The sequence below is a fragment of the Mucilaginibacter rubeus genome, from assembly GCF_014643835.1.
In the GTDB taxonomy this organism is placed as follows: Bacteria; Bacteroidota; Bacteroidia; order Sphingobacteriales; family Sphingobacteriaceae; genus Mucilaginibacter; species Mucilaginibacter rubeus.
In genome coordinates, this window is sequence record NZ_BMKD01000001.1 from 1,345,135 (window position 1) to 1,370,905 (window position 25,771).

Genomic DNA, 25,771 nt, shown 5'->3' on the forward strand with positions numbered 1-25,771 from the left:
TAGATAAAAGATTATGAAAGAATTTCTATTTCTGTTTAGAAGGGATTACAAAACAGCCGAAAACCAACCCACTCCCGAAGAATTAAAAACGCATTTAGAACATTGGCAAACCTGGTTTGACGAGCTTGCAAAAAAAAATATACTTGCCAGGCCAACTCAGCGCTGGGATGGCGTAGGAAAAGTTATTGAGCGGGGTAAAAGTACTACCAATGGCCCATTTGCCGAAATTAAAGAATCAATAGGCGGAATGATCATCATCAGGGCGCTTGATTATGATGAAGCTGAAAAAATTGCACAAGGCTGTCCTATTTTTGAACTTAACGGTTCGGTAGAGATCAGGATGGGATTATAAACTAATGAGGCTGACGAAGATGATTGTATACAGGGCGAGGATTTTATGAATAAACCGGATTTAATTCCAAACCTTTTCCGCACCGAATATCAAAAAATAGTATCGGTGCTCATTTATCTATTTGGCATCGAATATATTGAAATAGCTGAGGATATTGTAAGCGACACCTTTCTTTCAGCAACCGAACTTTGGGCTACAAAAGGGACCCCCGAAAATCCAACAGGTTGGCTCTATACCGTAGCAAAAAACAAAACCCGCAATTATATTAAACGCCACAAGGTTTTTGAAGAGAAACTGGTTGCGGCGTTGAAAACAGAAGAAACTGTAAGTAAAGAAATCGAGGTCGATCTATCTGTTAAAAATATAATCGATAGTCAGTTGGCAATGATCTTTACTGTTTGCAATCCGGTTATATCAAGCGATTCGCAGGTGGCACTCGCTTTAAACCTGCTTTGCGGCTTTGGCATTCAGGAAATTTCGGCCGCTTTTTTAACCAATAAAGAAGTAGTATACAAACGGATAAACCGGGCCAAAGAAAAGCTCAAAGAAGCCAAAATAGCGATTGAACAGCCATCGCTTAGCCAGATCACCGCCCGGCTTGATAGCGTTTTAAAAACCCTTTATCTTTTATATTCTGAAGGATACTACTCTACCTCACAAAATATTCTGTTGCGCAAAGATCTTTGTGAAGAAGCCATGCGCCTCACTTTATTACTTGCCGGCAACAACACAACAAACACGCCTGAAGTTAACGCGCTACTGGCCCTGATGAGTTTCCACTCCTCCCGCTTTGATGCCCGGTTAAGCGATGCCGGCGACGCTATCCTATACCAGGATCAGGACGAAAATTTATGGAACCAGGAATTGATTGAATCGGGCTTATATTTTTTAGACCGATCGTCGCGCGGCGACCATTTAAGTAAATATCACTGCGAAGCCGGAATTGCCTATTGGCACACCCGCAAAGCCGATTCGCCTGAAAAGTGGGAGAATATCCTACGGCTGTATGACCAGCTATTGCTTATAGAATACTCCCCTACCGCCGCGCTTAACCGCGTTTTCGCACTATCAAAAGTAAAAGGAAAACAAAAAGCCATTGCAGAGGCAGAAAAACTAAACCTTACAGATAACGTTTTTTACTATTCGTTACTGGGAAACCTGTATACCAACGTTAATGATAGTAAAGCATTGAGCAATTACAAAACTGCTTTGAACCTTTCAGCCTCAAATACCGACAAAGCTACGATTCAAAAAAATATCGAACTTTTAAAAATAAAGATGGCTAATTAAGTCTACCGCCATTTTCGAAATGTCTTTTAGTTATTAAAGAAATTGGCAAACCAACCAGTACCATGTGCCAGATAACGCTGATGACAACAGCACTTAACTCTACCGGAGCCGGTTGAATTTTGCTAAACGGGATAATTACCAGGTTCATGAACAGCCAAATGGCAATCCCCAGTAAAAGCCCCGAAATAACAGGCCATTTTCTTAACGGGCTTATTACAGGGTACAGGTAAAAATAAACTGCGGCGATAACGAATGCTATCATTAAATGCAATAATGTACCGATAATAACCGTGGTGGTGCCTCCCGAAAATGCTTCAGCGCCATAAATCGCGCTCGCGATGTATTGCATAACCTGTGCCGGGCTCAGTCCCAGCTTGAAATAAAATACTACCGATGCTGCCATGCTATCCAAAATGCCGGCAATGATTCCCGCTGTTAATATTGTGCGGGCAGCACCTATTTTTTGTTCGGTGTCTGCCAGGATGTTTTGTCTCATATCCGTTTTAGTTGAATTGAAAACCTAACAACAACCGACATTTTATTTTTGGACAACCGCATTGTTTTTTTCACGACGAATTTCTGCCCGGGCTACTTATTTCAGATGCAGCAGAAGGAATATAGCTAAAAGGAGTTAGGCGTTATTTGGTGGCAGAAGTCACAGCCGGGCGGTATTTCGTTCGTGTGCTATACCCCTTATCCCATCAATACACTTACCATTAAGCGTTTATCATAACTGGCATAGTTTTATATAAATCCAAATTGGCTTTTAACCTTTCGGTAAAGTCATTTTAAATTATATGAAAGATACAAGTACCGAATATTTCACAGACGATATGATCACAGTGGCAGAAGACATGGAGGCTGCTGAACCTGTAACCGAACAAGAATGGGAAACCACACTCCTGCTTGATTTTGGTAACGCAATAGCTGCCGTAAGGAGTAAGGAAGATCTTTTTGATACCGTAAAGTTGTTTTTGCGAAGATTAAATATACTTCGGGGATATGCCATCAGAATGATTAACGATGATGGCAAAACCATGAGTACCTATGTACATGACCGTGCCGTTACCACTCCTGATGATCCCCTGATACTTGAGGTGGCCAAAGCGCGCTATCCTATTAAAGATGGGATACAGGATAGGGTGTTAAATAGCGACACACCCGTTTTTTTAATAGTTGATGAAGAGATTGCGCGAGGCCACGATGCAGGGTATCTGCATTTTTGGAAAAGTGTGGGCTTTGTAAAAGTAGCCGGAATGCCTTTGCAAACAGCCTCCCGAAAATGGGGTATTTTATGGCTGGCCATGGAAGAAATCAACATTCAGCTTGTTGAAAGCCTTTGTTCGCTGATATCAATTGCCATATCAAACATCAAAACCAACGAACAAATCCTCATTCTTAAAGAAAAACTGGAACAAGAAAACCAATACCTTAACGAGCAGCTTAGCAATAGCTATAGTGCCGAAATTGTGGGGCAACATCCTGCAATGCACAATGTATACAAACTCATATCTCGGGTTGCGGGTGCAAGCTCTTCGGTATTGATACTGGGCGAAACCGGTACAGGAAAAGAACTTATTGCAAGGGCCATACATCAGGCTTCTCCCCGAAACAACAAATTAATGATCAAGATCAATTGTGCGGCAATGCCGGCAAACCTCATAGAGAGCGAACTCTTCGGTCACGAAAAAGGATCGTTCACCGGCGCGTTTGAACGTCGCATAGGCAAATTTGAACAGGCACACAACAGTACGCTATTTTTAGATGAAATAGGTGAGCTCCCGTTAGAGTTACAGGTAAAACTATTAAGGGTTATCCAGGAACGTGAGTTTGAACGGATAGGCGGAAAAAACACCATTAAAATTGATGTAAGGATAATAGCAGCCACCAACAGGAATCTTGAAGAAGAGGTAGAGGCCGGCAGGTTCCGTGCCGATCTTTATTACCGTTTAAATGTTTTCCCCATTCAGCTACCGGCCTTAAGGGAACGCAAAGAAGACCTTATTCCCTTAGCCAACTTTTTTATCAGCCGCTACAGCAGGCAAACCGGCATAGCGGTAAAAGGCATGACTGCCGAAGTAGCCCGCACTTTGCAAGACTATGACTGGCCGGGTAATGTACGCGAACTTGAACACTTGATTGAACGCAGCATCCTGCTCACAAACGATAACAAGCTAAGAGACGTTCATCTTCCGGGAATTAAAATAGATCAATCTGTTCAAGACGACGCTCCGCCATTAACCATGGAAAGCAGGGAGCGCTATCACATAATTGGCACGTTAAAACGCTGCAGCGGAAAAATAGGCGGCGAAGGCGGAGCCGCCGAGATATTAGATATTCCGTCAACCACACTTCATTCAAAAATGAGAAGGCTGAAGATCACAAAAAAAGAATACAAGTAACATCCCCTTTTTGACGGCGAACAGGGTAAAAAGGGATCTTAGACAAATAAAAAAAAGAAAAAGGAGGCTAAATGCTAATGGAAAGTGAAGACGAACGGGACGAGATAATACTTTTGTTAAAATGCGAACTGGCAAAAGTTAAAACGCAGGCGCAATTAATGGTAGCGATCGACAAAACCTTAAAAAAACTGGTAAACTTTAGCCAGGCCACATTGCTGTCATGCCAGGAAGATGAAAGTACTTACCGGATCTTTTTTATGGATAAGGCCTCTGGTGGCTCTACTGGATATTCAAGCTATAATGAGATCATATCCTGTTCGTATTCGTTTTGCGACGATTTATCCGGGTTTATTTCAAAAGCTGATAAAGCACAAATTTTCGATATCCGCACATTTAACTTAGCCGTAGCACCTCAATGGCTTAAGTTAAACTACGCGTCGGGAGCCCGTGAACTCATTGTAAAAAACCTGCCCGGTGCCGGGGATACTAAACATACTCTTATCCTCTTTGCAGATAAGTTAAACTCGCTTACAGATACACATATACAGTATGTAGAAACAATAGCAGGGCAAATCGGCAAAGCCATTAATAACATCGCTGCCCACGAAGCTGTATTATACAAAGAACACAACAAAGCATGCCTGCTTAAATTTGCTACTGACCTTGCTGCTGTCAAAAAAAAGGGGGATCTGGAAGTCGCTATTTTTAATATTCTGGATCAACTTATAGGCATAAAGCTATCTATGATCAGGCTAATAGAAGATGATGGAATTACTTTAGTTCCTTATCTATATGATAAAAACGCCGTTTTTAAAGATGAAGAGCTATTTAAACAACTATTGGCAAAAAATATAACTATCGACGAACCTATTTCGGCCAGAGTACTGGATAGTGATGAGCCCGTTATATTTAATATCGAAGCTGAGCAAAAGAGTGGCAACAGCAGCCCGTATATAACCCTTTGGAAAAAGGCGGGTAAAAAACATATGTACGGCGCCCGTCTATGTATTGGGAATGAAAATATAGGAACACTTTGGCTGTTGATAAACGAACTGAATACCCATCTGTTGAAAGGCCTTTGCTCACAAATATCGGTAGCCATATTCAACATCAAAGCCAACGAACGGTTATTGGCCTATCAAAAGCAACTGGAAACGGAAAATGATCATTTGAAAGAACAGATCAAAACCATCCACAATTTTTCGGAGATAATTGGTATCAGCCTGCGAATGCAAAAGGTTTACCAGTTGATGTCGCGGGTGGCCGATTCAAATTCAACAGTGCTTATTTTAGGAGAGACCGGTACCGGGAAGGAACTGATTGCGCGTGGGATTCATGACGCCTCGCCCCGGAAAAACAAATTTATGATAAAAGTAAACTGCGCTGCTCTTCCGCCCAATCTCATCGAGAGCGAGCTTTTTGGTCATGAAAAAGGATCGTTTACCGGTGCTTTTGAACAACGGATAGGCAAGTTTGAGCTGGCCAATAACAGCACTTTATTTTTGGATGAAATTGGTGAACTACCGCTGGAGCTGCAGGTTAAATTACTCCGTGTTATCCAGGAGCGGGAGTTTGAACGCGTAGGCGGAAAAAGCACAATAAAAGTTAATATGAGGATAATAGCAGCAACTAACCGCAACCTGGAAAAAGAGGTAGTGGCAGGTAAATTCCGATCTGATCTGTATTACAGGCTTAATGTATTTCCAATCAATTTACCATCATTACGTGAACGGGTCGAAGACATACCCCCATTGGCAAACTTCTTCCTCAATAAATATAGCAGGCTTACAGGATACAAAGTTGGCTCAATAGCACCCAAAGTTTTGCAGCAATTGAAATCGTATTTATGGCCGGGAAACGTACGGGAGCTGGAGCACATTATTGAAAGAAGCGTTTTAATGACAACCGGCAACGTATTGCGGGAGGTACATTTGCCAAACACAAAACAAAGCGATAACCAGGCCATCCCCCATTTTAATCAAACTATCGAGGAGATGGAACGAAACCATATTATTAATATCCTGAAACAATGCGAGGGCAAAATTTCAGGAGCGGGCGGTGCGGCCGGGGTATTGGCTATTCAACCAACCACCCTGCATTCTAAAATGCGAAAATTAAATATCGCTAAAAGGGAATACATGAACCATGCACAGTAAGCTAATAGAAAAAAGGGATTCACTATTTGAATAAATGAATCCCTTTAGCGCGTGCATATTGAAGGTTCAAAGGTAAGAGCCCAGCCCGCCTCCCTAAATCAACGCTAATATTTTGGTACCGGTCAATTATAGCCTTTTAATTATCGTAAAACTGCTCCGTTAAATTTCGCCACCATTTATTAATCGGTACATTTAGCTAACGGATATGCCACCATCAACAGGCAACACCACCCCGGTAACCCAATTGGATCCTGAATCGATCAATAGCGCTGTATTAGCTACAATATCTTCAACATCTCCTCTTTTTTGTAAGGGGATAGTTTTTGCTTCACTTTGCTGGATAGCGAGTATAATATCTGCCGAAAGGCCGGCATTTTCTAAAACGGGGGTATCTGTAGGGCCGGGTGCAACTCAATTTACACGAATGCCGAGCGGTGCCAGTTCCAAAGCCCATATCTTTGTAAGCATGTTAAGGCCGCTTTTTGCCGAGCCGTAAGCGCTAAGCTGAGCGTAAGCTTTTATACCATGGCTACTGCTTACGTTAATGATTTGCCCTTTGGTGGCAGATAAAAATGGCACACAACCCGCAGCGAGTAAGCTTGGAGCTATCAGGTGAACCTGGTACATCTCTTCTAACTGGTCCCTGCTTATTTCGGGCAAGGGTGTAAGGGCCACATGGCCTGCATTGTTTACCAGCACGTCAAGTTTGCCGTTCCATTCATCTTTTATGAAATCGATGACTTTGTTTTCCTGTGCGTTTTTCAGGCTATCGTATACGATGGTATAAATGCCGGGTAACTCTGCCGCCAGTTTTGATAACTTAGCGTTGTTTCGGCCGGTTGTCAATACCCGCCAGCCTTTGTTATAAAAATATTTGGCAAGCCCCTCTCCTATACCCGAAGATCCTCCTGTTATTACAATGTTCTTTTGCATTTTTTGTGTATCTAAAATTGTGTTCTAATTATTCATTTGAGTCCCTTACAATCATGCAACCGCGTTAAAAGGACGCTGGAAATGAAGCCTGAATGTTTGCGGAGCAGTTTTAACCTGTTTACTAAAAAAACGGATAAAATAAGAAGGATCATCATAACCAAGTTTATAGCCAATTTCCTTTACCGAGAGATGCGTGTAAACCAAAAGCCGTTTAGCTTCCAGTATTATCCGTCTCTTGATTATTTCATTGGGTGTGTAGCAGCTGTGTTTACAAATCCGTTTATTCAATGCTTTTGCACTGATATTTAAAATATTAGCATACGATGCCACATCGTGGTGTTTAAAAAAATTGCGCTCAACTAACTGGATAAAGAACCTGCAAAAAACCGAATCGTGCTGAGCAGATAGAATATCCGGCCCCTGAATACGCTGGCAAATACGTGCAGCCTTAATGACGATCTGTTTTAATAAAACCCGGACCATTTCTTCCAGGTTAATATCATTTTGGGTTATCTCCTGCCTTACCTCGTCAAAAATAGATAAGATGATGTCTGCATCCACAGTGCTAAGTGCTATACCAGATACCTTTTGAACTTTATCAAAAAGCAGTTCATCGCAGGCTATTTCCTGGCTATGCAGGCTTACTCCATAAAGATCCTGATCATAGTATATGATGCTGCCCCTGAAGCCTTCAGAAAGCTTGAGCATTTGCGCGGCAGTTACAAAAACAATCCCGTCCTGTTGTACCAAAACATCTGTAAAATCAATACTCAACCTGCTTCCATGCCTTACATACACTATCTTAATAAAATCCCTGAGCTGATCGATGAACTGGTCGGACTGGTTTCGCCCCTGAAAATCCAGGATCCCAAATCTGTTAAAGGCTTTTTGTTTAAAGTGTTCCATCTTAATAATCCATACCGGCAGCAATGCCGCTCTGCCTAATGGATTACAATCAATATACCATGAATTAAATAATTGACTATCAGAACAATAAACAACAACCACCTTCCACCGCACACCTAATACAGCGGATTAAAAAGTACTTTAACGATATTGCGAGCAATCGCTGTCAGGAGGCTTGCGACAAATAATCCGTTTTGGAGATCTTCAGCTTTTTCATTTTAGCATGTAAGGTAGTTGAAGGCGTACCCAACACATCCGCAGCCCCGCCTGATCCTGCTATTTTCCCCCCGCATATTTTGAGTGTTTGAATGATGTGGGCACGCTCAATTTCTTCGAGCGTTTGATTAACTGACAGGTCTTTTCCAAAACGGGTTTTAGGTAGGTAGATCTCCCTCAACGTGCTGCCGTTGGTTAACAAAACGCTTCGCTCCAGCAGGTGCTCAAGCTCCCTGACATTACCTGGCCATTGGTAACTTTTCAGCTCCTGCATTACTTTGGCTGATATAGATGTCACTTTCATGCCGGTATTTTTACAGTGGCGGGCAAGGAAGTAATTGGCCAGCGGAGCTATATCCGCAATCCGTTTGCGCAAAGGCGGCAGACTGATGGGGAAAACATTAAGCCGGTAATAAAGGTCGGCCCTGAACCGGCCTGCATTTACTTCTTCTTCCAGGTTGCGGTTGGTGGCCGCTATGATCCGTACATCAACCTTAATGGTAGTTTTACCGCCTATCCGCTCAAATTCGCGCTCCTGAATAACCCGCAGTAGTTTTACCTGCAATTCTAAAGGCAACTCGCCTATCTCATCTAAAAACAAAGTGCTGTTATGCGCCTGTTCAAATTTACCGATCCGCCTTTCAAGCGCGCCGGTAAATGCGCCTCTTTCATGGCCGAAAAGTTCGCTTTCAATCAGGTTGGCAGGAAGAGCGGCACAGTTAACTTTTACCATTAACTTATCCTTTCGCGGTGAGCTTTTGTGAACTCCCCGTGCTACTAATTCCTTGCCTGTCCCGGTTTCGCCCATCAGCAATACCGTTGAATTTGTTTTGGCTACAATCGACATCAACTGATAAACCTGTTGCATTTCAGGGCCGCTACCAACAATTTCGGCAGAATTATAAATGGTGTTTATCTGTTCTTTCAGGTGATCGTTTTCAACCTCCAGCATACTTTTATAGGTAATAAGCTGCTCGTTAACCAATACATTCGAAATAGCGGTAGAGATCTGCGCGCAAATTCCTTTCAATATGGCAAGGTTAACCACATCCGTTTCCATAAAAAGAATGCCGAGATCTTTACTTCCTGTTCGTAATGCTACACCAATCATTTTCCGCAGCCCCATATCGCTCCAGGTACGAACGTATTGTGGAACTACCGGGCGCCTCATTTCCTGATCGGTGATAAAAAGAATTGGTTCGGTGCTCCGCAACACCTTATCCTGTATCCCATCCTTAATATCAAACCTGGTCGCGATCATTTGCTTAAACCCCGGGGCATTTTTAAAAATAGTAGTGCTGTCATAAACATACGAACTGGTTGTCCCCCCCTCGTTATCGATAAGCCTAATGATATAGCCCTTTACCGAGCTTAGCTTTTTTACCGCCTTTTCTACAGCTACAGAAAAATCGTGTTTGCTGCGCACTGCAGCGATATCATGGCTAAAATCCAACAGGAAAGATTTTTCTCTTTCCTTATTCATGATCTCCTCGTTGGCAGCAATGTTACTTGCCGCCGTAAATAACTGACTGGAAATACGTTCAACAATATTCAATGCCGCAGCATCAAATGTTCCCTTTTTGTCGGCAAATAAAATAAGGCTTAACTCAAGTTCGGTTTTACCGGGCAGCAAGTTGATCACCATTTCGCGGGCACCGGCAGCATAGTTTAGTTTAAACCAGAGCGGAACTTTATTGAGATCAAAAGTAGTCATATCAAGCACCACAGGGCCATCACAGCCCGATGCTGCGCTATAAATGCCATCATTAACCGGATTTGCGCTCTCAAGGGCTGCAACGTGCCGGGGGAATTTTTTCGTGGGCGAATCCGGATCAGTTACATATACACTGTAGTTTTCTCCTGCCTCATCGAGGATGGTCATTACATTATGTGTAAACTTTACAAGCTTTTTAAGGCCGGTATTAACAACGGTAAGTAAATCTTTTCTATGCCGTACGGTTGCCAGGTTATTGCTTATATCCAGTAAAACCTCATTTACCCACTCTTTAAATTCAATTTCTTCATTTATTTTAATGTTTGATACCGCGCTGGAAAGCTGGGAGCTTATCATCGATATGAAAGCCTTAAAATCGTCAGAAAAAGCCCCGATACGGTCTGAATACATCAAAACATGCCCGATAGTTTCCATTTTACTTTTTAGCGGAACTATCATTGCTTCTTTTATCCCGCATTCGTAATTCACTTTTAAAAAGCCGGGAATACCGGGTTTATGTATAATATCGTCCAATAAAAATGATACCGGCATATCAGAACCATGCGCCTGGCCTATAAACGGATCGTCAAGAAAAAAACGTGAGGCGAGCAATGACGGCAACTCGTCACGATGCTTGATCTGTAGCGCCTCCCTGTCAATTAAAAAAGGATAATAGGTTTGCTGCTGCTTATCAACCAGTGATACAACCGCGTGTGTAAAGTAAAACAGGCTTTTAAGCCTTGATGAAAAAACCGTAATTAAATCTATCTTGGTTCTTACCTGGGTGATATCATTACTTAACTCCAGCAATACCTCCTTCTCATTTTCATAACACCGCACGTGCTTTTTAAGTACTTTGAGAAAATTCTTTTTGTCTGTCAACTGATTTTCGAAATCATCAATCACTGTTAAAAATCCTGGCTTTTCCATTTTGTAACAATTGGGGTAAAAAGGCACCAACGCAGATTTTACCGCGCCCATGGTACAGGCCGGCAAAACCAACAATCATAAAAAATGCAGTGGCGGATTCAATTTTAAGCGATTTGCGCTATAGCAATACCTTCCCGTCTCTTAACCGGCGTTAGCTTGACCTCTAACATTACGAGAGTTCCTAAAACATGCCGTTATCCTATTGCATAGTATTGCTATCAAATCCCTCCGCACCGAACACTCCCACTACTCGCATTTACAGTTGATTGACAATCGACCTTCCGGAATTGGACATAACCGATAACTTTTTCCGAAACAGGCTTAAAAAGTAACGCCCCCGGTTATCCCGGAGGCGTTACTTTTGATAAGATTATAGTTGACTATTTAAGTGCCTTTTTAATCTCGGATGCTACCTGTAACATCGCGGCCCGTGTGCCGGGAACATTGGCAATTGGGTTAAGCAAACCAAAATCGTGGATCATACCATTGTAACGTACCGACGTTACTGTCACACCCGCTTCATCAAGTTTGCGGGCGTAAGCTTCGCCCTCGTCACGCAGCACATCGTTTTCGGCTACTAAAATGAATGCCGGCGGCAGGCCTTTTAACTGTGCGGTGGTTGCCTGTAACGGTGACGCGTAGATCTGTTTGCGTTCATTAGGATCGGTAGTGTAATTATCCCAAAACCATTGCATCATTTTTTTGGTAAGGAAACGCTGGGTAGCGAACTGATTGTACGATCCGGTTTCGAAATTGGCATCTGTAACCGGCCACATCATCACTTGCAACTTAATTTGAGGGCCTTTTTTATCTTTTGCCATGAGGGCTACTGCTGCGGTCATGTTGCCGCCAACACTATTGCCTACTACTGCCAATCGTTTACCGTCTACTCCTATTTGCAATCCGTTTGCCGCAACCCATTGAAGAGCGGTGTATTCCTGGTTGATAGCAGTAGGATAATGAGCTTCGGGTGATGGCGTATAGTTTACAAATACCGCCGCCGCACCTGAGTTAACCACCAGGTCGCGTACCAAACGTTTATGGGTAGGAAAATCGCCCAACACCCAGCCGCCTCCGTGTATGAATAGAAATACCGGCAATATCCCTTTGGCCTTAGCTGGTTTAACCACGTTTAAAACAAGAATACCGCCTTCGGCCGTAATTGTTTTCTGCGTTACCTTGATGTCTGAATAATCGAACTTTACAGATTCCTGGGCACCTGTAAGTACGGCCCTTGCTTCTACTGGACTAAGCTCTTCAATTGGCTTACCTTTGCCGGCGTTCAAAACTTTTAAAAACGCTTTGATATTACTTTCAATATGCCGGTCCTGTGCCGGATCAATAGTTTGCGCGTCAACTTTACCGCAAACAGCTACCGCAAAAAGGGCGGTTAAAATTGTAATTTTTGTCTTCATTTTTTTGAGTTAGTGTATGAGTTTAACACCACAAAATTACCTTGACTCCTTATGACACTCAATGCACATACGGCTAAAAGCAATGGACTTTTTTCCCTATGGAAGGCGAATCAACTCAACAAAAAAGCCCCGTCGCTTTGCGCTCCGGGGCAATAACAAATGTCTACTAATTAAAACAACTATTTTTTCTCCGAGGCGGCGATGATCACCTTGCCTACAGCATCCGGGTGCGACATAAAAATCACATGGCTTCCTTTGATCTCGGTGACGTGTGTATTTGAACGTTTGTACATTTTACGTTCAATTTCAGGGTTGATGCTTTTATCTTCGGTTGCTACGATGCCATAAGTTGGCTTAGTTTTCCAGGCAGCATCCGCCACGGCGGTCTCAAAGCTTCCGCCAAAAATAGGTTCCTGCGAGGCAAACATAAAATCGGTTTCGGCCTGGCTTAAATCGCCTGCAAAACCGCCATGAAATTTGGCTTTATCATAGTAAACAAAACCTTTTTCATCCGGAGGTAAAATACCGTATTCAGGCAAAGTTGGCGCGGTTGCAGCCCATTGTAAAGTATTTTCACCTTTATCAGGCTGATATGCTGCAACGTAAACAAGACTGGCAACTTTTGGATGCATACCTGCTTCGGTAATCACCACTCCACCCCATGAGTGGCCCACTAAAATAACCGGACCATCCTGCTTATCGAGAATGCGGGTGGTAGCATCCACATCATCTTTGAGCGAAGTAAGTGGAATTTGCGCCGCCGTAACATGGTAACCTTTTTTAGTAAGAATCTCGAAAACACCTTTCCAACCCGAGCCGTCGGCAAAAGCGCCGTGTACAAGTACTACGTTTTTGATCTTGTCCTGCGCATTTGATAAAACTGGCGACAGTAGTAAAAAGCTTAACATAAATGCCGTAATAAACCTCCGGCCCATACTTAATTTTGATTTGTTTGATTGTTCCATTTTCATAGTTAATTTTTTTTAACAAAGGTATTTTGGCTTCAAAAGCTCATCAATGGACAAAGAGGCGCTACTAATGGACATTTTTCCCTTTCGATTCTACCACTCCGAAAAAATTGATTTGATCAGATGATTTCAGAAAACAACGGGCAAAAAAATAGCGGGATGTTCTCCCGCTATAAAACAATAAATCGTTGTAAATCTACTTTGTTAGATGAGCCCTTAGCATCCAGGCCATTTCTTCGTGTGTTTCTAAAAGCGCGGTAAGGTAATCGCTCGAGCCCATGTCCTGGTATTTTTCGGCAAAGGGGGTAATGTTACCGCGCAGAAACATGATGATGCTTTCATGATCGGCTAACAGCTCCTTAACATATCCCTGACTGTTGTTGCTATTTTCGAGCTTTTCGGTTAAATGAGTAAGCTGTAAAAACTGGGTTAATGTGGCCGGGGCATAGTGACCAATTTTACGCATCCGCTCCGCAACACCATCAACCACCTCTTCAAGCTGCTGATATTGCGATTCAAAAAATACGTGAACCGTGTGAAAGTCGGCACCCTCAATGTTCCAGTGTGCGTTTCTGGTTTTGGTATACAGGATAAATTCGTCGGCCAATAGTTTTGCCAGTTCGTCAGACACAGCCTTTCTGCCTGCATCATTAATTCCAATGTTTGTTTTTATGTTGATATAATTGTTATTTTTTGTTGGTTGGTTTATAGTTATCCCGCCAGGCAATGGCTTTATTTATTGCTATTGATCTTTAGTTTTTATCATCAGTAAAATTGTTATACCAGTGCGTGCCATCACAAAACGGTTTATTTTTTGAGCCTCCGCAGCGGCACAGGGTATAATGTTCTTTCGATGCTCCTTCCAAAAAATCGGCATCCAGTTTTATGCTTCCTTTTACACGGTACGGTCCATTTTTTGAAACTGTAATAGTAGGTTCGTTAATTACCGGTAAGTTCAGCTTAGGGTTGGCAAAACTGAAACTTAATGCTCCCGATGGGCACCTTTTAGTTTGCTGACTTATCCTTTCACCGCTGGCTGCCGTTTGATCAACAAAAGGTTCTTTTCCCAGCCTGAATACTTCGGGCAATTCATCAGTACAAAAACCCGAGTGCTGGCAGATACCACGGTTATCGCATACGGTAAAATCGGTTACGGGATATTTATCCAACCGATCAGGCGTTCGGCCGGATAATTTACTGCTATCAAAACCTATGCGGGCATGGGTGCCATCGCAAAACGGTTTATTTGCCGAACCGCCGCAACGGCATAATGCCATTTGAGGCTCTGCAAGTAGCCTCTCGCCTTTTGAATTAAGCAGATTACTTACACCTTTTACCAGGTACGGCCCGTTGGTGGATGGATTAATCTCAGGCTCAAGTTTTGCAGGATCAACGAACTCAACCTTCGGGATAATTTTTTGCGCCTGCGCGGTTTTTTTTATAAAAAGCTCAGAGAGTGCCTGTAGGGCCGCAGATGCTTCTTTCACCTCTGGTGGGGATGTTTTTTGCTCGGCTAAGGCGGTGGCTTCTTTGGCAAGGTTAAAAAGCCGCTCACAGAAAAACACCCATGCTGATTCTTTATGCGGCAGCAACGTAATATCCCTATTGTAACCAAACCCAGGGCCGGCCATTAACGCGGCATTTGCCGGATCACCGAGAGGCATTTTGGCAAGCGCCTCGCCCATTGGGCGAATTACGGTAGTCATTATCCGCAGTGTAGCACGGGATAGCATTTCCAGCTCTTCCTCAGTTTCATCGCTGTGGGCAAAAAAGCGGAGTAACATTTGCAACATGGTATCATAACTCATGTTAAAGATATCGGCCGCGCAATGCGTATCCTCATCAAGGATTAACGTGCCTCCGGTAGCATCGTCATAAAACCGGGTCATGGGGTTTGAGGCCATTTTCCTCACGGGATCGAATACTGTATTCGTATTCGCTCCTTTTTCCATTTCGCTGATGTATTGCTTCCTGATGGTATCAAAGATCTCAAAATGGCAATCAGGGTGCTGTTGTGTTGGTGCTTCTCCCTGCTCCACAATCATTTCAATAGCCTGCAAGGCAGATTCCCTGTTTACTACGGAGATCAACTTTCCGCTCAAGTCGACATAACGGGCATTGGCCTGCGCCTCCCTCGGGCCGATAAACAATACATCTTCAGGGATACCTTTAAAGCCCGATGCTACCTTGTGATAAAACTCTCCAACAGTTGTAAAATCAATTTCATAAGGTTCCTGGAATTTAAAGGCTTCGGAGCCGAAGCGGGCTATCAATTCAGGTTCGGCTTTAAAATGCCGGGGCTTTAATTCGGCATATTCCAATTCCTGTTCTCTTACAACTTTATTACGCAGTTCATCATATTGAGCATGTATAACGGGTTCAAGTACGCCTTCTTCCGGTAGTTCAAATATCACCAGCCGCTCAATTGTAGCAAGCGAAAATGGCTCAAGAGTTAACTTAATGCCGAATGGAAAAGCGGATACAGGTAAAGGAAAATTGGCCCTTTTAAAATTAGGTGCACCACCTATTGCAGTTAGCATGTTGTTAACCTGGGCAAGGTGCAGCATTTCTTCTACCGCTACCATGGCTAATTTTCGCTTCCAGGTTTTTACCATGGTAAGTTGCTCTTCAGTCATTCCCCCTTCATCAAGGTTCGATTTTAGCGAATATGCTGCATAGAGATATACACAGGCCAGGCCATGTTCCAGTTCGGATGCCCGCGAGAGCAAATAAATAAGTTCCTCTCTGCTTTCTACGTCTTTAACTGCCGATTCACGGTGAGTTGGATTATTCATATTTTAGATGTTTTAATGAGCAAAATTATTGAGGGCTGACCTGCCTGAAGGGGACCAGATGGGACCCCTCCAGGTAATCCAGGCTTTGGCAACGATGGGGGCTTCATTCATCGTCATAATTCAAGAACAGGAAGTTAATTTCACCAGGATATCCACGGCTTTTGAAATCTCCTCTTCAGAGAGTGATGCAAACCCAAACCGGATCCCGTTATCATTCGGGTTGCCGGCAAGCCTGAACGGCATGCCAATCATACAAAGCCCGGCATGGGCGGCATCATTAATTATTTTATTTACAGGATATTGCCGCTTAAACCTAAGCCATATAGCCATGCCGCCAAGCGGCCGGGTAAACTCAACTGCGTGCGATAGTTTTTTGGTAAGCAGATCACAAATAAAGTCACAGCGCCGGGCGTATAATTTGTTCGACCGGTTAATATGCCGCACTAGATCCCCATTAATGATCATCTGCGCCAGCATAAATTCAATAAAGGTATCCCCTCTTAAATCAATCAAACGCTTCAGATCCGTCGCTTTTTTTACGATATCGGGCGCGGCTATCATATAGCCCACCCTTATTGAAGGCGCAAGCAGTTTTGTAAACGATCCAATATAGATTATTTTACCGCCATGAGGGCTGCTGGCCAATGGAAGGATAGGATTATTGGTATAATGAAAATCGTAACCATAATCATCCTCAATTACATAAAACCTGTACCGTTCAATCAGTTGAAGCAATTGCTGCCTCCTCTCGGCCGACATGGTTATGGTTGTAGGATGATGCAGATGAGGAACAATGTAAAGCATTTTTACCGGCGACTTTTTCAGGATCTGTTCCAGTTGATCCAAAGCCGGCCCTTCTGCATCTATTCCTATTTTTGAAATGTGAGCGCCGGTGTTTTCAATGATCTCGTCGGCATAGCGGTAATTGGGTTCCGTGACCACTACATGATCACCTTTGGCTAATAATACCGTAGCCGCTATATAAATGGCCATCTGCGCTCCGCGGGTAATCACCAGATCATCCTTCCTGATATTTAAGCCCCTGGTTTCGTTTAAAAACAAAGCAGTTGCCTCTTTAAGCAACGGCAGGCCACCCTGATCCCTCAAACACATTAATTGCTTAATTCTGGCACTGGTGGCCTTATCCCGGTATACTTTACTGATCTCGTTAAAAGGCGCAAGTTCCGGATCTGGATAGCCATCATTAACTACAATATCCCAACTTTTGGTTGTCCGGTGCTCTGGCTGTGATCCCCCTTGTAAGGCCAGGTTTCTTGCAGTCATGTTATCGCAGGAAGAAAAAGAATTTGGTGGCTGAAACGACCGTGGTTTGATTATTGGAAGCTCGGGCGTTACCCTGTAGCCCTTCCTATCTACTGACTCTATCCAATCTTCCGTCATCAGCTCTTCGTAGGCATTTATAATCGTTTTACGGTTAACGGTGATAAATTCGGCCATTTGCCGGGTGCCCGGGAAGAATGTACCAGGCGGAATTAAGCCTTCCCTTATCAGGCTTATCAGGCGATTGGTAATTTGCCTGTAAACAGGGAGCTGGTTTTGCTTATCGATAACAATCAGGTTGTGGTAAGGAAGCATCTTATTTTGTAATTAAATTTGTTTGCTGCCCTACTGAAAAACCCGATTCAAAAGCTTGCCAAGGCAGGGCATTGCACTTTCACAACCCACATACCAGATATCAATTATTTAAAAATCAACAACTTATCAAAATAAACAACATCAAACCACTCCATATTTGGTGCCAAGGCACTCTCTTACACTATATAAAGCGGATATTTTGTCAAAACAAAAACGCCCGTCACTTTGATGATGACGAGCGCTCAAACCATAAAACAAAAAAGATAAACTATGCCTTTTTAGGCTGGTTCATGTACCAATTTTCGAAGTTGATATTAAAGATCTTAGCATCTTTACCCGGCACCAGCATACCGTCATTTAATTCTACACCATAATAACTTGCATGTACATCAGCAACAACTTTACGAGGATCTCCATTTTTAGTTAAATACATCTGAACAAGATCTGATAGGTTGAACTTATCCGGCCCGGCTATTTCAACAATTTTATTCAATGGCTCCATCAATGCTACTTTAGCAACCGCAGTGGCTACATCGGCAGACGCAATTGGTTGAATATGTGCCGGCGACAGGCGGACAGTATCTCCTTCAGTTGCAGCATTGGCAATCCCGCTTAAAAATTCAAAAAACTGAGTTGAGTGGATAATTGAATATGGAACACCTGATGCTTTGATCAAATCCTCCTGTGCCTGTTTAGCACGGAAATATCCGCTATCCTGCAAACGATCTGTCCCAACAACTGATAACGCCAGGTGATGCTTAACGCCCGCAGCAATTTCGGCTGTAAGCAGGTTTTTGCCCGATGTTTTGAAAAACTCCATAACCGCGGCATCTTCAAACGAGGGCGAATTTGCTACATCAATTACAACATCTGTTCCGTTCAAAACCTCGGCAACACCTTCGTCGGTTACGGTATTTACGCCGGTTGCCGGTGAAGCCGCTATAACTTCATGACCTTGCTCTGTAAGTTTATTTACAACCTGCGAACCTATCAGTCCGCTGCCGCCTATTACTACTATTTTCATAATTTGTATTTTTAATGGCCGGTAAAGGCCGTTTTATAATTCTGTTATTTATTAATTGTGCAGAAAATGATCCTGGTAAATATCTTCATCAAAGCCAAACAAAAGAAAATCTCCGTCTTCAATAACCGGGCGTTTGATAATACACGGCTCTTCGACCAGTAATGCGAGCGCGTTTTCAGCCGTTTTTATTGAAGCTCTAACTTCAACCGGCAATTTTTTCCAAGTGAGGCTTTTGGTATTGACAAATGTGGAATAACCAGCTTTTGCATCCCAGACTTTGAGTTTATCCGACGAAATGCCTTGTGTTTTAAAATTCTGAAATTCAAAACCTACATTGTGTGCTTTTAGCCAGGCTAAAGCCTGGCGCGTGCGTATGCAGGTGGTTAAACCGTAAACTTTCATAAAGTTTGCTTGTTATTGATGAGGTTATTGCTTAATTATTTTGCAGCGGTTATGAACGGCAATTCTTTTGGGCCGATGAAATAAACCAATAGCTTGGCCTCTTCGGTTTTGCTCATATTTTTGCTTTCGGCATGTAAACCGTTAGGGTCTTCCCAAAATGCTTCGCCCTGTTTGTAAATATGGGTTTTGCCATTAAAAGTTGAAGATATATTTCCTTGTAATACATAGGCGATAGTAGGGATCGGGTGTCTGTGAGCTCCGGATACTTCGCCGGGTGCAAACTTCACAATCACCATTTTAACCTCCTGGCTTTTGATTTGAGGTGTAGTAATGATCCTTTTAAAAATAACTTCAGGTTCGTACTGTGTAACATTTACGTTTGCACATTTGGGGTCCTTTTTTGCCTGGGCATTAACGCCTAAAGCTGCACAGAACGCCAATAAGGTTAAACTTATTTTTTTCATAATAGAATAATTATACCCAAACCCGTTATTGAGTTTGTAAGGCAAAATTATACCGTATATAAAGGCTTAAACTGGTCCAGAGATCAGCCTTGAGAGGGACCAGGCAGCATTGCCCGGAAGTGGAGATAAGGAAATTAACTAAATATGTAAAAGAAACGGTAATTGAAACGAAACGCCATTTTACAATAGCGAAACCTCGCTGCCGGGTAATACAGCAGATGACTTTTCAACTTTGAATTGTATGGTCACAACAACTCCCCGGTTGCTTTTAATATCAAAGCTGCCACCCAACTGCTTACTGAGGGCCTTCATCATTTCCATACCCAATGAGGAGGTTTCGGCGAGTTCAAAATCAGGAGGCAGGCCCTTTCCGTTGTCTGTAACACTAAGCGTAATTGTATCCGGCGGTGATAAAAGTGCTTTAATAAAAATCTCTCCCCCATCTTGATCAAATGCATATTTAATACTATTGGTAATGGCCTCGTTTAATATCAGGCCCATAGGTACAGCCTGTGATATATCCAGGCTTACAGCATCCAGTTCTTCTCTGAATTTAATTCTTCGCCTGTTGCAATCGTAGCTGGTGTTCAGATATCGGGCCAAATCGTTAATATAATCGGCCATTACAATAGTCGCCACATTACTTTTATTATATAGCTTTTGATGGATAATAGAAATGGCCTGTACCCGGTTCCGGCTATCCTGTATCGCCTCGATGGCATCGGTATTTTGCAGATATGCCGATTGCGTGTACAATAAGCTCATCACTATTTGCAAGTTGTTTTTAACACGGTGGTGTACCTCCCGAAGCAGCCACTCTTTTTCTATAAGCAGGTCTTCTTGCCGTTTCAATAAATCATCCTTATCAGCAAGTAGTTTTTCTTTTTCTGAAAGTAGGGCTGACAGTATATGGTTTTGCCTGTCAATCTCTTGCTGTTTAATTTGCAGGCGTACATTGCTCCGTTGTTTGCCGCGATAGGCAATATATATCACAACCGCAAACACTACCGAAATAAGTACCCCGGCAAACGTGATATTTCTTTGCCGGTTAACTTTTTCCAGCTTGCCTTTTTGTATCTGCGCATTATTATTGAGGCTCTGAATGGTTTTATCTTTTTTAATAGAATTATAGTTAGCTTCTAATTCGTTAATTTGTTTAACCGTGGCGGCATTAGTGAGCGAATCTTTCATGCGCCTCATATATTGAAACCCCTTCAACGCGACATCAAAATTCCCCTCGGCCGAATCAATTTTATATTTATACCCGGAGATAATTATCCGTGAAGGGGTCGATAATCTTTTTAAGGGCAGGGTTTGAAGATATTTCAACTCATCCAATAGTTTTGTCCACTGTTTTGTTTGAATGAAATGCTGAGGAAGTGCGTCGTAATTTTCAACAAATCTGTCTACTGCATAAAACAGCGGATCATCATTAAGCGTACCATATAGCTTACCAAATACTTTTCTAAATGCTGGCACCTGTTTTTCTGCTTCCTCATTCCGGTTAAGAAAATTGTACAGTTGCATTTTTCTTGCAACATACTTACTTTGTTCTCCGAGGGTTTGGCTTGGAAATTTTTTTGGTGTTTCGCTTAAATAAGTAAGGGCAGTACGATATTTTTTTTTCGTTATACAACAACCAATAGCCCCGTCAATAGCACTGTAATAATAATTTTGGTTTCTTATTTTAAGCGCTAATTCGGCCCCTTTTATAAAATATGGTAATGCTACACTGTCCTTATTGTTCTTCCTGTATGACAATGCTACAGCAATATTAAAAAAAGAAGCATCATAGTCGCTCCTACGCACGTCGGCATCACAACTGTTTATACATTCAATACGGGTAAGTAATTCTTTTTGAAGCTGATCTTTACGCGAGTATACTTCGGCTAGGAGGTAGTAACCGTAATAAATCCTCGGAAACTTCATAGCCTTATAGTCCTGTATTACAATGAGCATCTCTTTTTCCGCTTTGTCAAGCCGTCCTTCGTTTAGGTCGGCATCTGCAATTTTGCCGAGGGCGTCGGCTATTTTAAGGCGGTCTGTTCCCTTTTTATAAAGCTCATACGCCTTATTATAACATTTTGCGCGTGTAGCAAGCAGGCGTTTATCATTAAAAGATAAATTGTTTCCATACAAGGTCCAGTATTCAGCTTCTTTTGAATAGTTACTTGTTTTATGGTAATAGCCGGTTATCTGGTTAAATAATGAGTCGGCAGCTTTGAAATCCTCCTGCTCAATAAATGTTAGTGCCTTTTCAAACAAAGCACGGTGCAGAAAATCGGTCGATCCTATTGCCTGGCTCAACGTTATTGCCGAGTTAAAATAAGTACGGGCAGTATCAAGGTTTTTTAGATCCCAAACAGGCTTCTCCTTAAAATGTCGCCCCAACTTTATTAGCGCGACGATCCGGTTAGTATCCTTTTTAGTTTTGTTGAGTTCGGTTGTTAAAGTTTTGAAATCCTGGGCATAAGCAAATAGCGACAAACAGCAAAGTAAAAACAGAATAAAAGAATGTCGTATCGCTGAATGCTTCATGAAAATCTACTATAATGCACCGGGATGTAGTAAACCCTAAACAAATGTTTAGCGCTAAAAGTAGCTATTTTTCATGATCCGAAGCAGGCAATACCTAAACTTATGTTTATGCTTTTTGCGGAAAATAATCCTGCTTACCAATATTGAGCTTTTTCATTTTGGCATGTAGTGTAGTTGGCGGTACACCCAGCCATTCGGCCGCACCACCTTCGCCGGCAATTTTACCGCCGCATTTTTTTAATACCGCAATGATATGGCACCGCTCAACATCAATAAGTGTTTTGTTTTTGAAAATGTCCTGATCACCAATGTTTTTGTTTGTATCATTCGGCAAGCAAACCTCTCGTAATACACTATCGTCAGATAGCAGGATACTTCTTTCAATCAGGTGTTCCAGTTGCCTCACATTTCCGGGCCATGAATAGCTTTTGAGTTGCTGCAGTGCTTTATTAGATATGAAACTGATTTTTTTACCGGTTAATTTGCAATAACGAAGCAGGAAAAAGTTTGCCAGTTCGGCAATGTCCTCCTGTCTTTCTCTTAACGGCGGCAAGCATATCGGGAAAACATTGAGGCGATAGTACAGGTCTGCCCTAAAACGATGCGCGTCAACCTCCTCCTCCAGATCGCGGTTGGTAGCTGCAATGATCCGGACATCAACTTTTATGGTTGTTTTCCCTCCAACCCTTTCAAACTCCCGCTCCTGGATCGCACGTAATAATTTAACCTGCAACTCCAACGGAAGTTCGCCAATTTCGTCAAGGAAAATGGTACCCTGATGGGCCAGCTCAAATTTGCCAATTCTACGGTCCATGGCTCCTGTAAATGCTCCTCTTTCGTGACCAAAAAGTTCGCTTTCTATTAGGTTTGCCGGTAGTGCCGCGCAATTAACAGTCACCATCGGTCTATTTTTTCTGGATGATGACAGGTGGATCCCCCTTGCAATAACTTCCTTTCCCGTACCTGTTTCGCCGAGCAGCAAAACTGTTGAATTACTTGGCGCAACCATGTTCATCAGCCTATACACTTTTTGCATCTCGGTGCTGTTGCCAATAATGCCGGGATATTGATTGTTGAAGACAGAGCCCCGCGCCGGACGATTTGTACCCGTATTTGCGCCCGAATCAATCAGGATACCTTGAGGTAAGTCAAACTGTAAATTCAGGTTCTGCATTTTGGCTTCCGGTTTGGATGTTATTCTTTCAGTGATCATTCCAATTTTATTTAGGGAGATTTCATTACAACTGCTTCGAATTTTATGCCACAGCCATAACAATTAAAAAAAGAACATTTTACCTTATTAGCCGACGATATATCGGCGCTTTCGTTTTTTTGTGAATCTTATTTCGTCGGTTTACATTGCGAGTATCGGGCACTTAACGATGGGCGCTCTTATAAAATTCGCCGAAGATTCTCAAATACCTTAGTTTTCAGGACACATTTGGCAGATTATTAAAATAGGCCGAAATTGTATCATGTTATTTTGACCGCGGCACACGTATTGGATAGGATGTTTCATAACTAAAAGACTATTTAGCTAAATTTTCCTGGTCGAAAGAGTTTCGTTAAGGAGAATGGCATTGTGAAATAGCTTTATTTTTGCATAATATATTGATGAAGAAAATACTGATAGTAGAAGACGAATCTCTTGTAGGGCATCATTTAAAACTGATCTTAACATCGGCCGGATATAAAGTTACAGGCATATCAGAGTCAGTTAATGAGGCATTATCTTCTATCGACGAACAAAAGCCCGACCTGGTATTGCTTGACATTCACCTGAAAGGTGCACTAAACGGCATTGATCTTGCCAGGAAACTTACTGAACGGAATATGGCTTTTGTATACCTCACCGCAAACTTTCAAGGCACCTTATTGGAAGAAGCCAAATCAACAATGCCATTCGGTTTTATAGTTAAGCCATTCCGTGAGGACGACTTGCTCACTACGCTTGATGTTGCTTTTTACCGGCATCAAAACAGTATTGAATCAAGCAGGCAGCAAGAAATGGAACTGAACCAAAAGCTGAAAGATATCCGTAATTATGACGGCGATAAGGTGCAAAAACTATTGCGGCTCGCCGATAAGCTGCAGGCATATGTGCCGTTTGATTACCTTAATTTCATACTCAAAAACGCAAATATCCCAAGCATCACCAGCGTTGGTTTTTTAAGGATAGGCTTTGATGAATACCAGGTGCTTGGAGAACAGGAGTTGGTGAATGTAACCGGCACAGATCATGCCACGCTGAATAACATCTATACCTCGTTACCAGCTGTAAACAGAGCAAAATACTTTAATGATGAGGAAGTTGATCACCTTTGCAATCAAAATCCCTTGAGCAAACTAATCGCCGATACCTATGACTTCGAATCAGCGTTGTTTTTTCCAATTTTGCAAGACAACTCAACCTTAATAAGATACGAGTTTTACTGCCGAAGAAGCAATACCTATGGCCAACAGCATATTGCATTATTAAGCCGTTTGATTAACGTTTTGGGTAGCGTGCTTGAAAATGACAGGCAAAAGATCACTGCAGATCAACAGCCTTCAGTTCCCTCCGCCGAACCAGTATCGTTTAAAGAGCGTACCCGCGATTTTGACGGCATTGTTGGGCAAAGCCGCCCTATGCTAACTGTACTTGATCATATCAATACTATTTCGCCACTTGATACCTCAGTACTTATTCTTGGTGAAAGCGGCACCGGTAAGGAAAGAGTAGCTAAAAGCATCCATTCGCTATCGGCCAGGTCGGGCAAGCCTTTGGTGGTTGTTAATTGCGCGGCACTACCGGCCAACCTTATCGAAAGCGAGCTTTTTGGGCATGAAAAGGGTGCCTTTACCGGTGCTCTTGAAAAACGGACCGGTAAATTTGAAATGGCCAACGGCGGCACAATTTTCCTGGATGAGATAGGCGAACTGCCGATAGACCTACAAGTAAAGCTGCTTCGTGTATTGCAGGAACAGGAAATTGAACGTCTTGGCGGTAAGGGGCCTATAAAAATTGATGTTAGGATCATAGCTGCTACTAACCGCGATCTGGAAAAAGAAATGGAAGAAGGGCGTTTTAGGCTCGACTTATATTATCGCCTCTTTGTATTCCCTATCATTATCCCTTCTTTAAGGGAAAGAATTGACGATATACCTGCGCTCACTGATCATTTCATCTCGCACTTTTCAAAAAAATATAAAAGACAAATTAACGGGATCTCTCCCGAAGCGATGGCCCAAATGCTTGATTACGCATGGCCTGGGAATGTCAGGGAACTGGAGCATTTTATTGAAAGAACTATACTATTGTCAAAAACCTCAATTATAGAACAGGTTTTATTGCCCAAGCAGCCAGGTAATAAAACAAGCCTTGAACCCCAGGCAAGCACAAGAATGAAAACTATCGATGAAAATGAAAGGGACTATATCATAACCGTGCTAAAAAATTGCAACGGCCGAATAAGGGGTGCTGGCGGTGCCGCCGCGGTAATGGGACTACCTCCTACTACTCTTCATTCAAAAATGAAACGACTGGGTATTAAGTAGCCCAACTCCTTTTTCATAATATCACCGGAGTTATTACAATCTACAATAATCCGGATATCTATACCGACTACATATCGGACGGTGCTCTAAGTCCCGTCCGATATATCGCCTGCTTTGCATTCCAAACAAAAGA

At 42.6% G+C, this 25,771-nt stretch carries 18 protein-coding genes and 1 pseudogene; 5 read left to right on the forward strand and 14 right to left on the reverse strand.

Translation table 11 applies throughout. The features are described 5' to 3' along the window. Positions 1–13 precede the first annotated feature (13 nt). Both IEX80_RS05510 and IEX80_RS05515 read left to right on the forward strand, forming a co-directional pair. Complete coding sequence (locus IEX80_RS05510; protein ID WP_090525871.1) at positions 14–352, forward strand: YciI family protein; 339 nt, start codon at positions 14–16, stop codon at positions 350–352. A 45-nt stretch (positions 353–397) separates the two neighbouring features. Next, positions 398–1,642 carry an RNA polymerase sigma factor gene (locus tag IEX80_RS05515; protein WP_188832267.1) on the forward strand — a complete coding sequence of 415 codons (1,245 nt, stop codon included), beginning with the start codon at positions 398–400 and terminating at the stop codon, positions 1,640–1,642. Here IEX80_RS05515 and IEX80_RS05520 read toward each other — a convergent pair. Next, positions 1,635–2,138 (reverse strand): hypothetical protein, encoded by a 504-nt coding sequence (locus IEX80_RS05520; RefSeq protein ID WP_090525873.1) that lies wholly within the window; start codon positions 2,136–2,138, stop codon positions 1,635–1,637. The two genes, IEX80_RS05515 and IEX80_RS05520, sit on opposite strands and share 8 nt — an antisense overlap. A 301-nt stretch (positions 2,139–2,439) precedes the next feature. Here IEX80_RS05520 and IEX80_RS05525 point away from each other — a divergent pair, with 301 nt between their 5' ends. Beyond that, complete coding sequence (locus IEX80_RS05525; protein ID WP_229701521.1) at positions 2,440–4,044, forward strand: sigma-54-dependent Fis family transcriptional regulator; 1,605 nt, start codon at positions 2,440–2,442, stop codon at positions 4,042–4,044. A gap of 77 nt (positions 4,045–4,121) precedes the next feature. Then, positions 4,122–6,200 carry a sigma-54 interaction domain-containing protein gene (locus tag IEX80_RS05530; RefSeq protein ID WP_229701522.1) on the forward strand — a complete coding sequence of 693 codons (2,079 nt, stop codon included), beginning with the start codon at positions 4,122–4,124 and terminating at the stop codon, positions 6,198–6,200. 192 nt (positions 6,201–6,392) lie between these two features. On the opposite strand, the pseudogene IEX80_RS05540 reads toward IEX80_RS05530, so the two are convergent. The 13 genes and pseudogenes from IEX80_RS05540 to IEX80_RS05600 form a co-directional block, all read right to left on the reverse strand. Further along, positions 6,393–7,133, reverse strand: a pseudogene (locus tag IEX80_RS05540) (SDR family NAD(P)-dependent oxidoreductase). A gap of 51 nt (positions 7,134–7,184) precedes the next feature. Then, entirely contained in the window at positions 7,185–8,039 is an 855-nt protein-coding gene (locus IEX80_RS05545; RefSeq protein WP_090525875.1) for a helix-turn-helix domain-containing protein, read from the reverse strand. A gap of 166 nt (positions 8,040–8,205) precedes the next feature. Then, positions 8,206–10,899: a sigma 54-interacting transcriptional regulator gene (locus IEX80_RS05550; RefSeq protein ID WP_188832269.1), complete on the reverse strand. Its 2,694-nt coding sequence runs from the start codon at positions 10,897–10,899 to the stop codon at positions 8,206–8,208. Between the two features lie 380 nt (positions 10,900–11,279). Next, positions 11,280–12,314 carry an alpha/beta hydrolase gene (locus tag IEX80_RS05555; protein ID WP_090525876.1) on the reverse strand — a complete coding sequence of 345 codons (1,035 nt, stop codon included), beginning with the start codon at positions 12,312–12,314 and terminating at the stop codon, positions 11,280–11,282. 179 nt (positions 12,315–12,493) lie between these two features. After that, entirely contained in the window at positions 12,494–13,285 is a 792-nt protein-coding gene (locus IEX80_RS05560; protein WP_188832270.1) for an alpha/beta fold hydrolase, read from the reverse strand. Between the two features lie 193 nt (positions 13,286–13,478). Next, positions 13,479–14,009 carry a Dps family protein gene (locus tag IEX80_RS05565; RefSeq protein WP_229701523.1) on the reverse strand — a complete coding sequence of 177 codons (531 nt, stop codon included), beginning with the start codon at positions 14,007–14,009 and terminating at the stop codon, positions 13,479–13,481. Between the two features lie 25 nt (positions 14,010–14,034). Next, complete coding sequence (locus IEX80_RS05570) at positions 14,035–16,077, reverse strand: ferritin-like domain-containing protein (protein WP_188832271.1); 2,043 nt, start codon at positions 16,075–16,077, stop codon at positions 14,035–14,037. A 120-nt stretch (positions 16,078–16,197) separates the two neighbouring features. Beyond that, positions 16,198–17,673, reverse strand: a complete 1,476-nt coding sequence (locus IEX80_RS05575) for an aminotransferase-like domain-containing protein (RefSeq protein ID WP_090525879.1) — start codon at positions 17,671–17,673, stop codon at positions 16,198–16,200. Between the two features lie 268 nt (positions 17,674–17,941). Continuing rightward, entirely contained in the window at positions 17,942–18,697 is a 756-nt protein-coding gene (locus IEX80_RS05580) for an SDR family oxidoreductase (protein ID WP_090525880.1), read from the reverse strand. Between the two features lie 51 nt (positions 18,698–18,748). Further along, on the reverse strand, positions 18,749–19,099 hold the full coding sequence (locus IEX80_RS05585; protein ID WP_090525881.1) for a Spx/MgsR family RNA polymerase-binding regulatory protein: 351 nt from the start codon (positions 19,097–19,099) through the stop codon (positions 18,749–18,751). A 35-nt stretch (positions 19,100–19,134) separates the two neighbouring features. Beyond that, positions 19,135–19,563 carry a cupin domain-containing protein gene (locus IEX80_RS05590; protein WP_090525882.1) on the reverse strand — a complete coding sequence of 143 codons (429 nt, stop codon included), beginning with the start codon at positions 19,561–19,563 and terminating at the stop codon, positions 19,135–19,137. A 180-nt stretch (positions 19,564–19,743) separates the two neighbouring features. Further along, the gene (locus IEX80_RS05595; protein ID WP_176628991.1) at positions 19,744–22,050 is read right to left on the reverse strand and encodes a sensor histidine kinase; all 2,307 of its coding nucleotides are present in this window, start codon (positions 22,048–22,050) and stop codon (positions 19,744–19,746) included. Positions 22,051–22,207: 157 nt separating this feature from the next. Continuing rightward, positions 22,208–23,314 carry a sigma-54 interaction domain-containing protein gene (locus IEX80_RS05600; protein ID WP_090525884.1) on the reverse strand — a complete coding sequence of 369 codons (1,107 nt, stop codon included), beginning with the start codon at positions 23,312–23,314 and terminating at the stop codon, positions 22,208–22,210. A gap of 401 nt (positions 23,315–23,715) precedes the next feature. Here IEX80_RS05600 and IEX80_RS05605 point away from each other — a divergent pair, with 401 nt between their 5' ends. Then, complete coding sequence (locus IEX80_RS05605; RefSeq protein ID WP_217633112.1) at positions 23,716–25,638, forward strand: sigma 54-interacting transcriptional regulator; 1,923 nt, start codon at positions 23,716–23,718, stop codon at positions 25,636–25,638. The last annotated feature ends 133 nt before the right edge of the window (positions 25,639–25,771 follow it).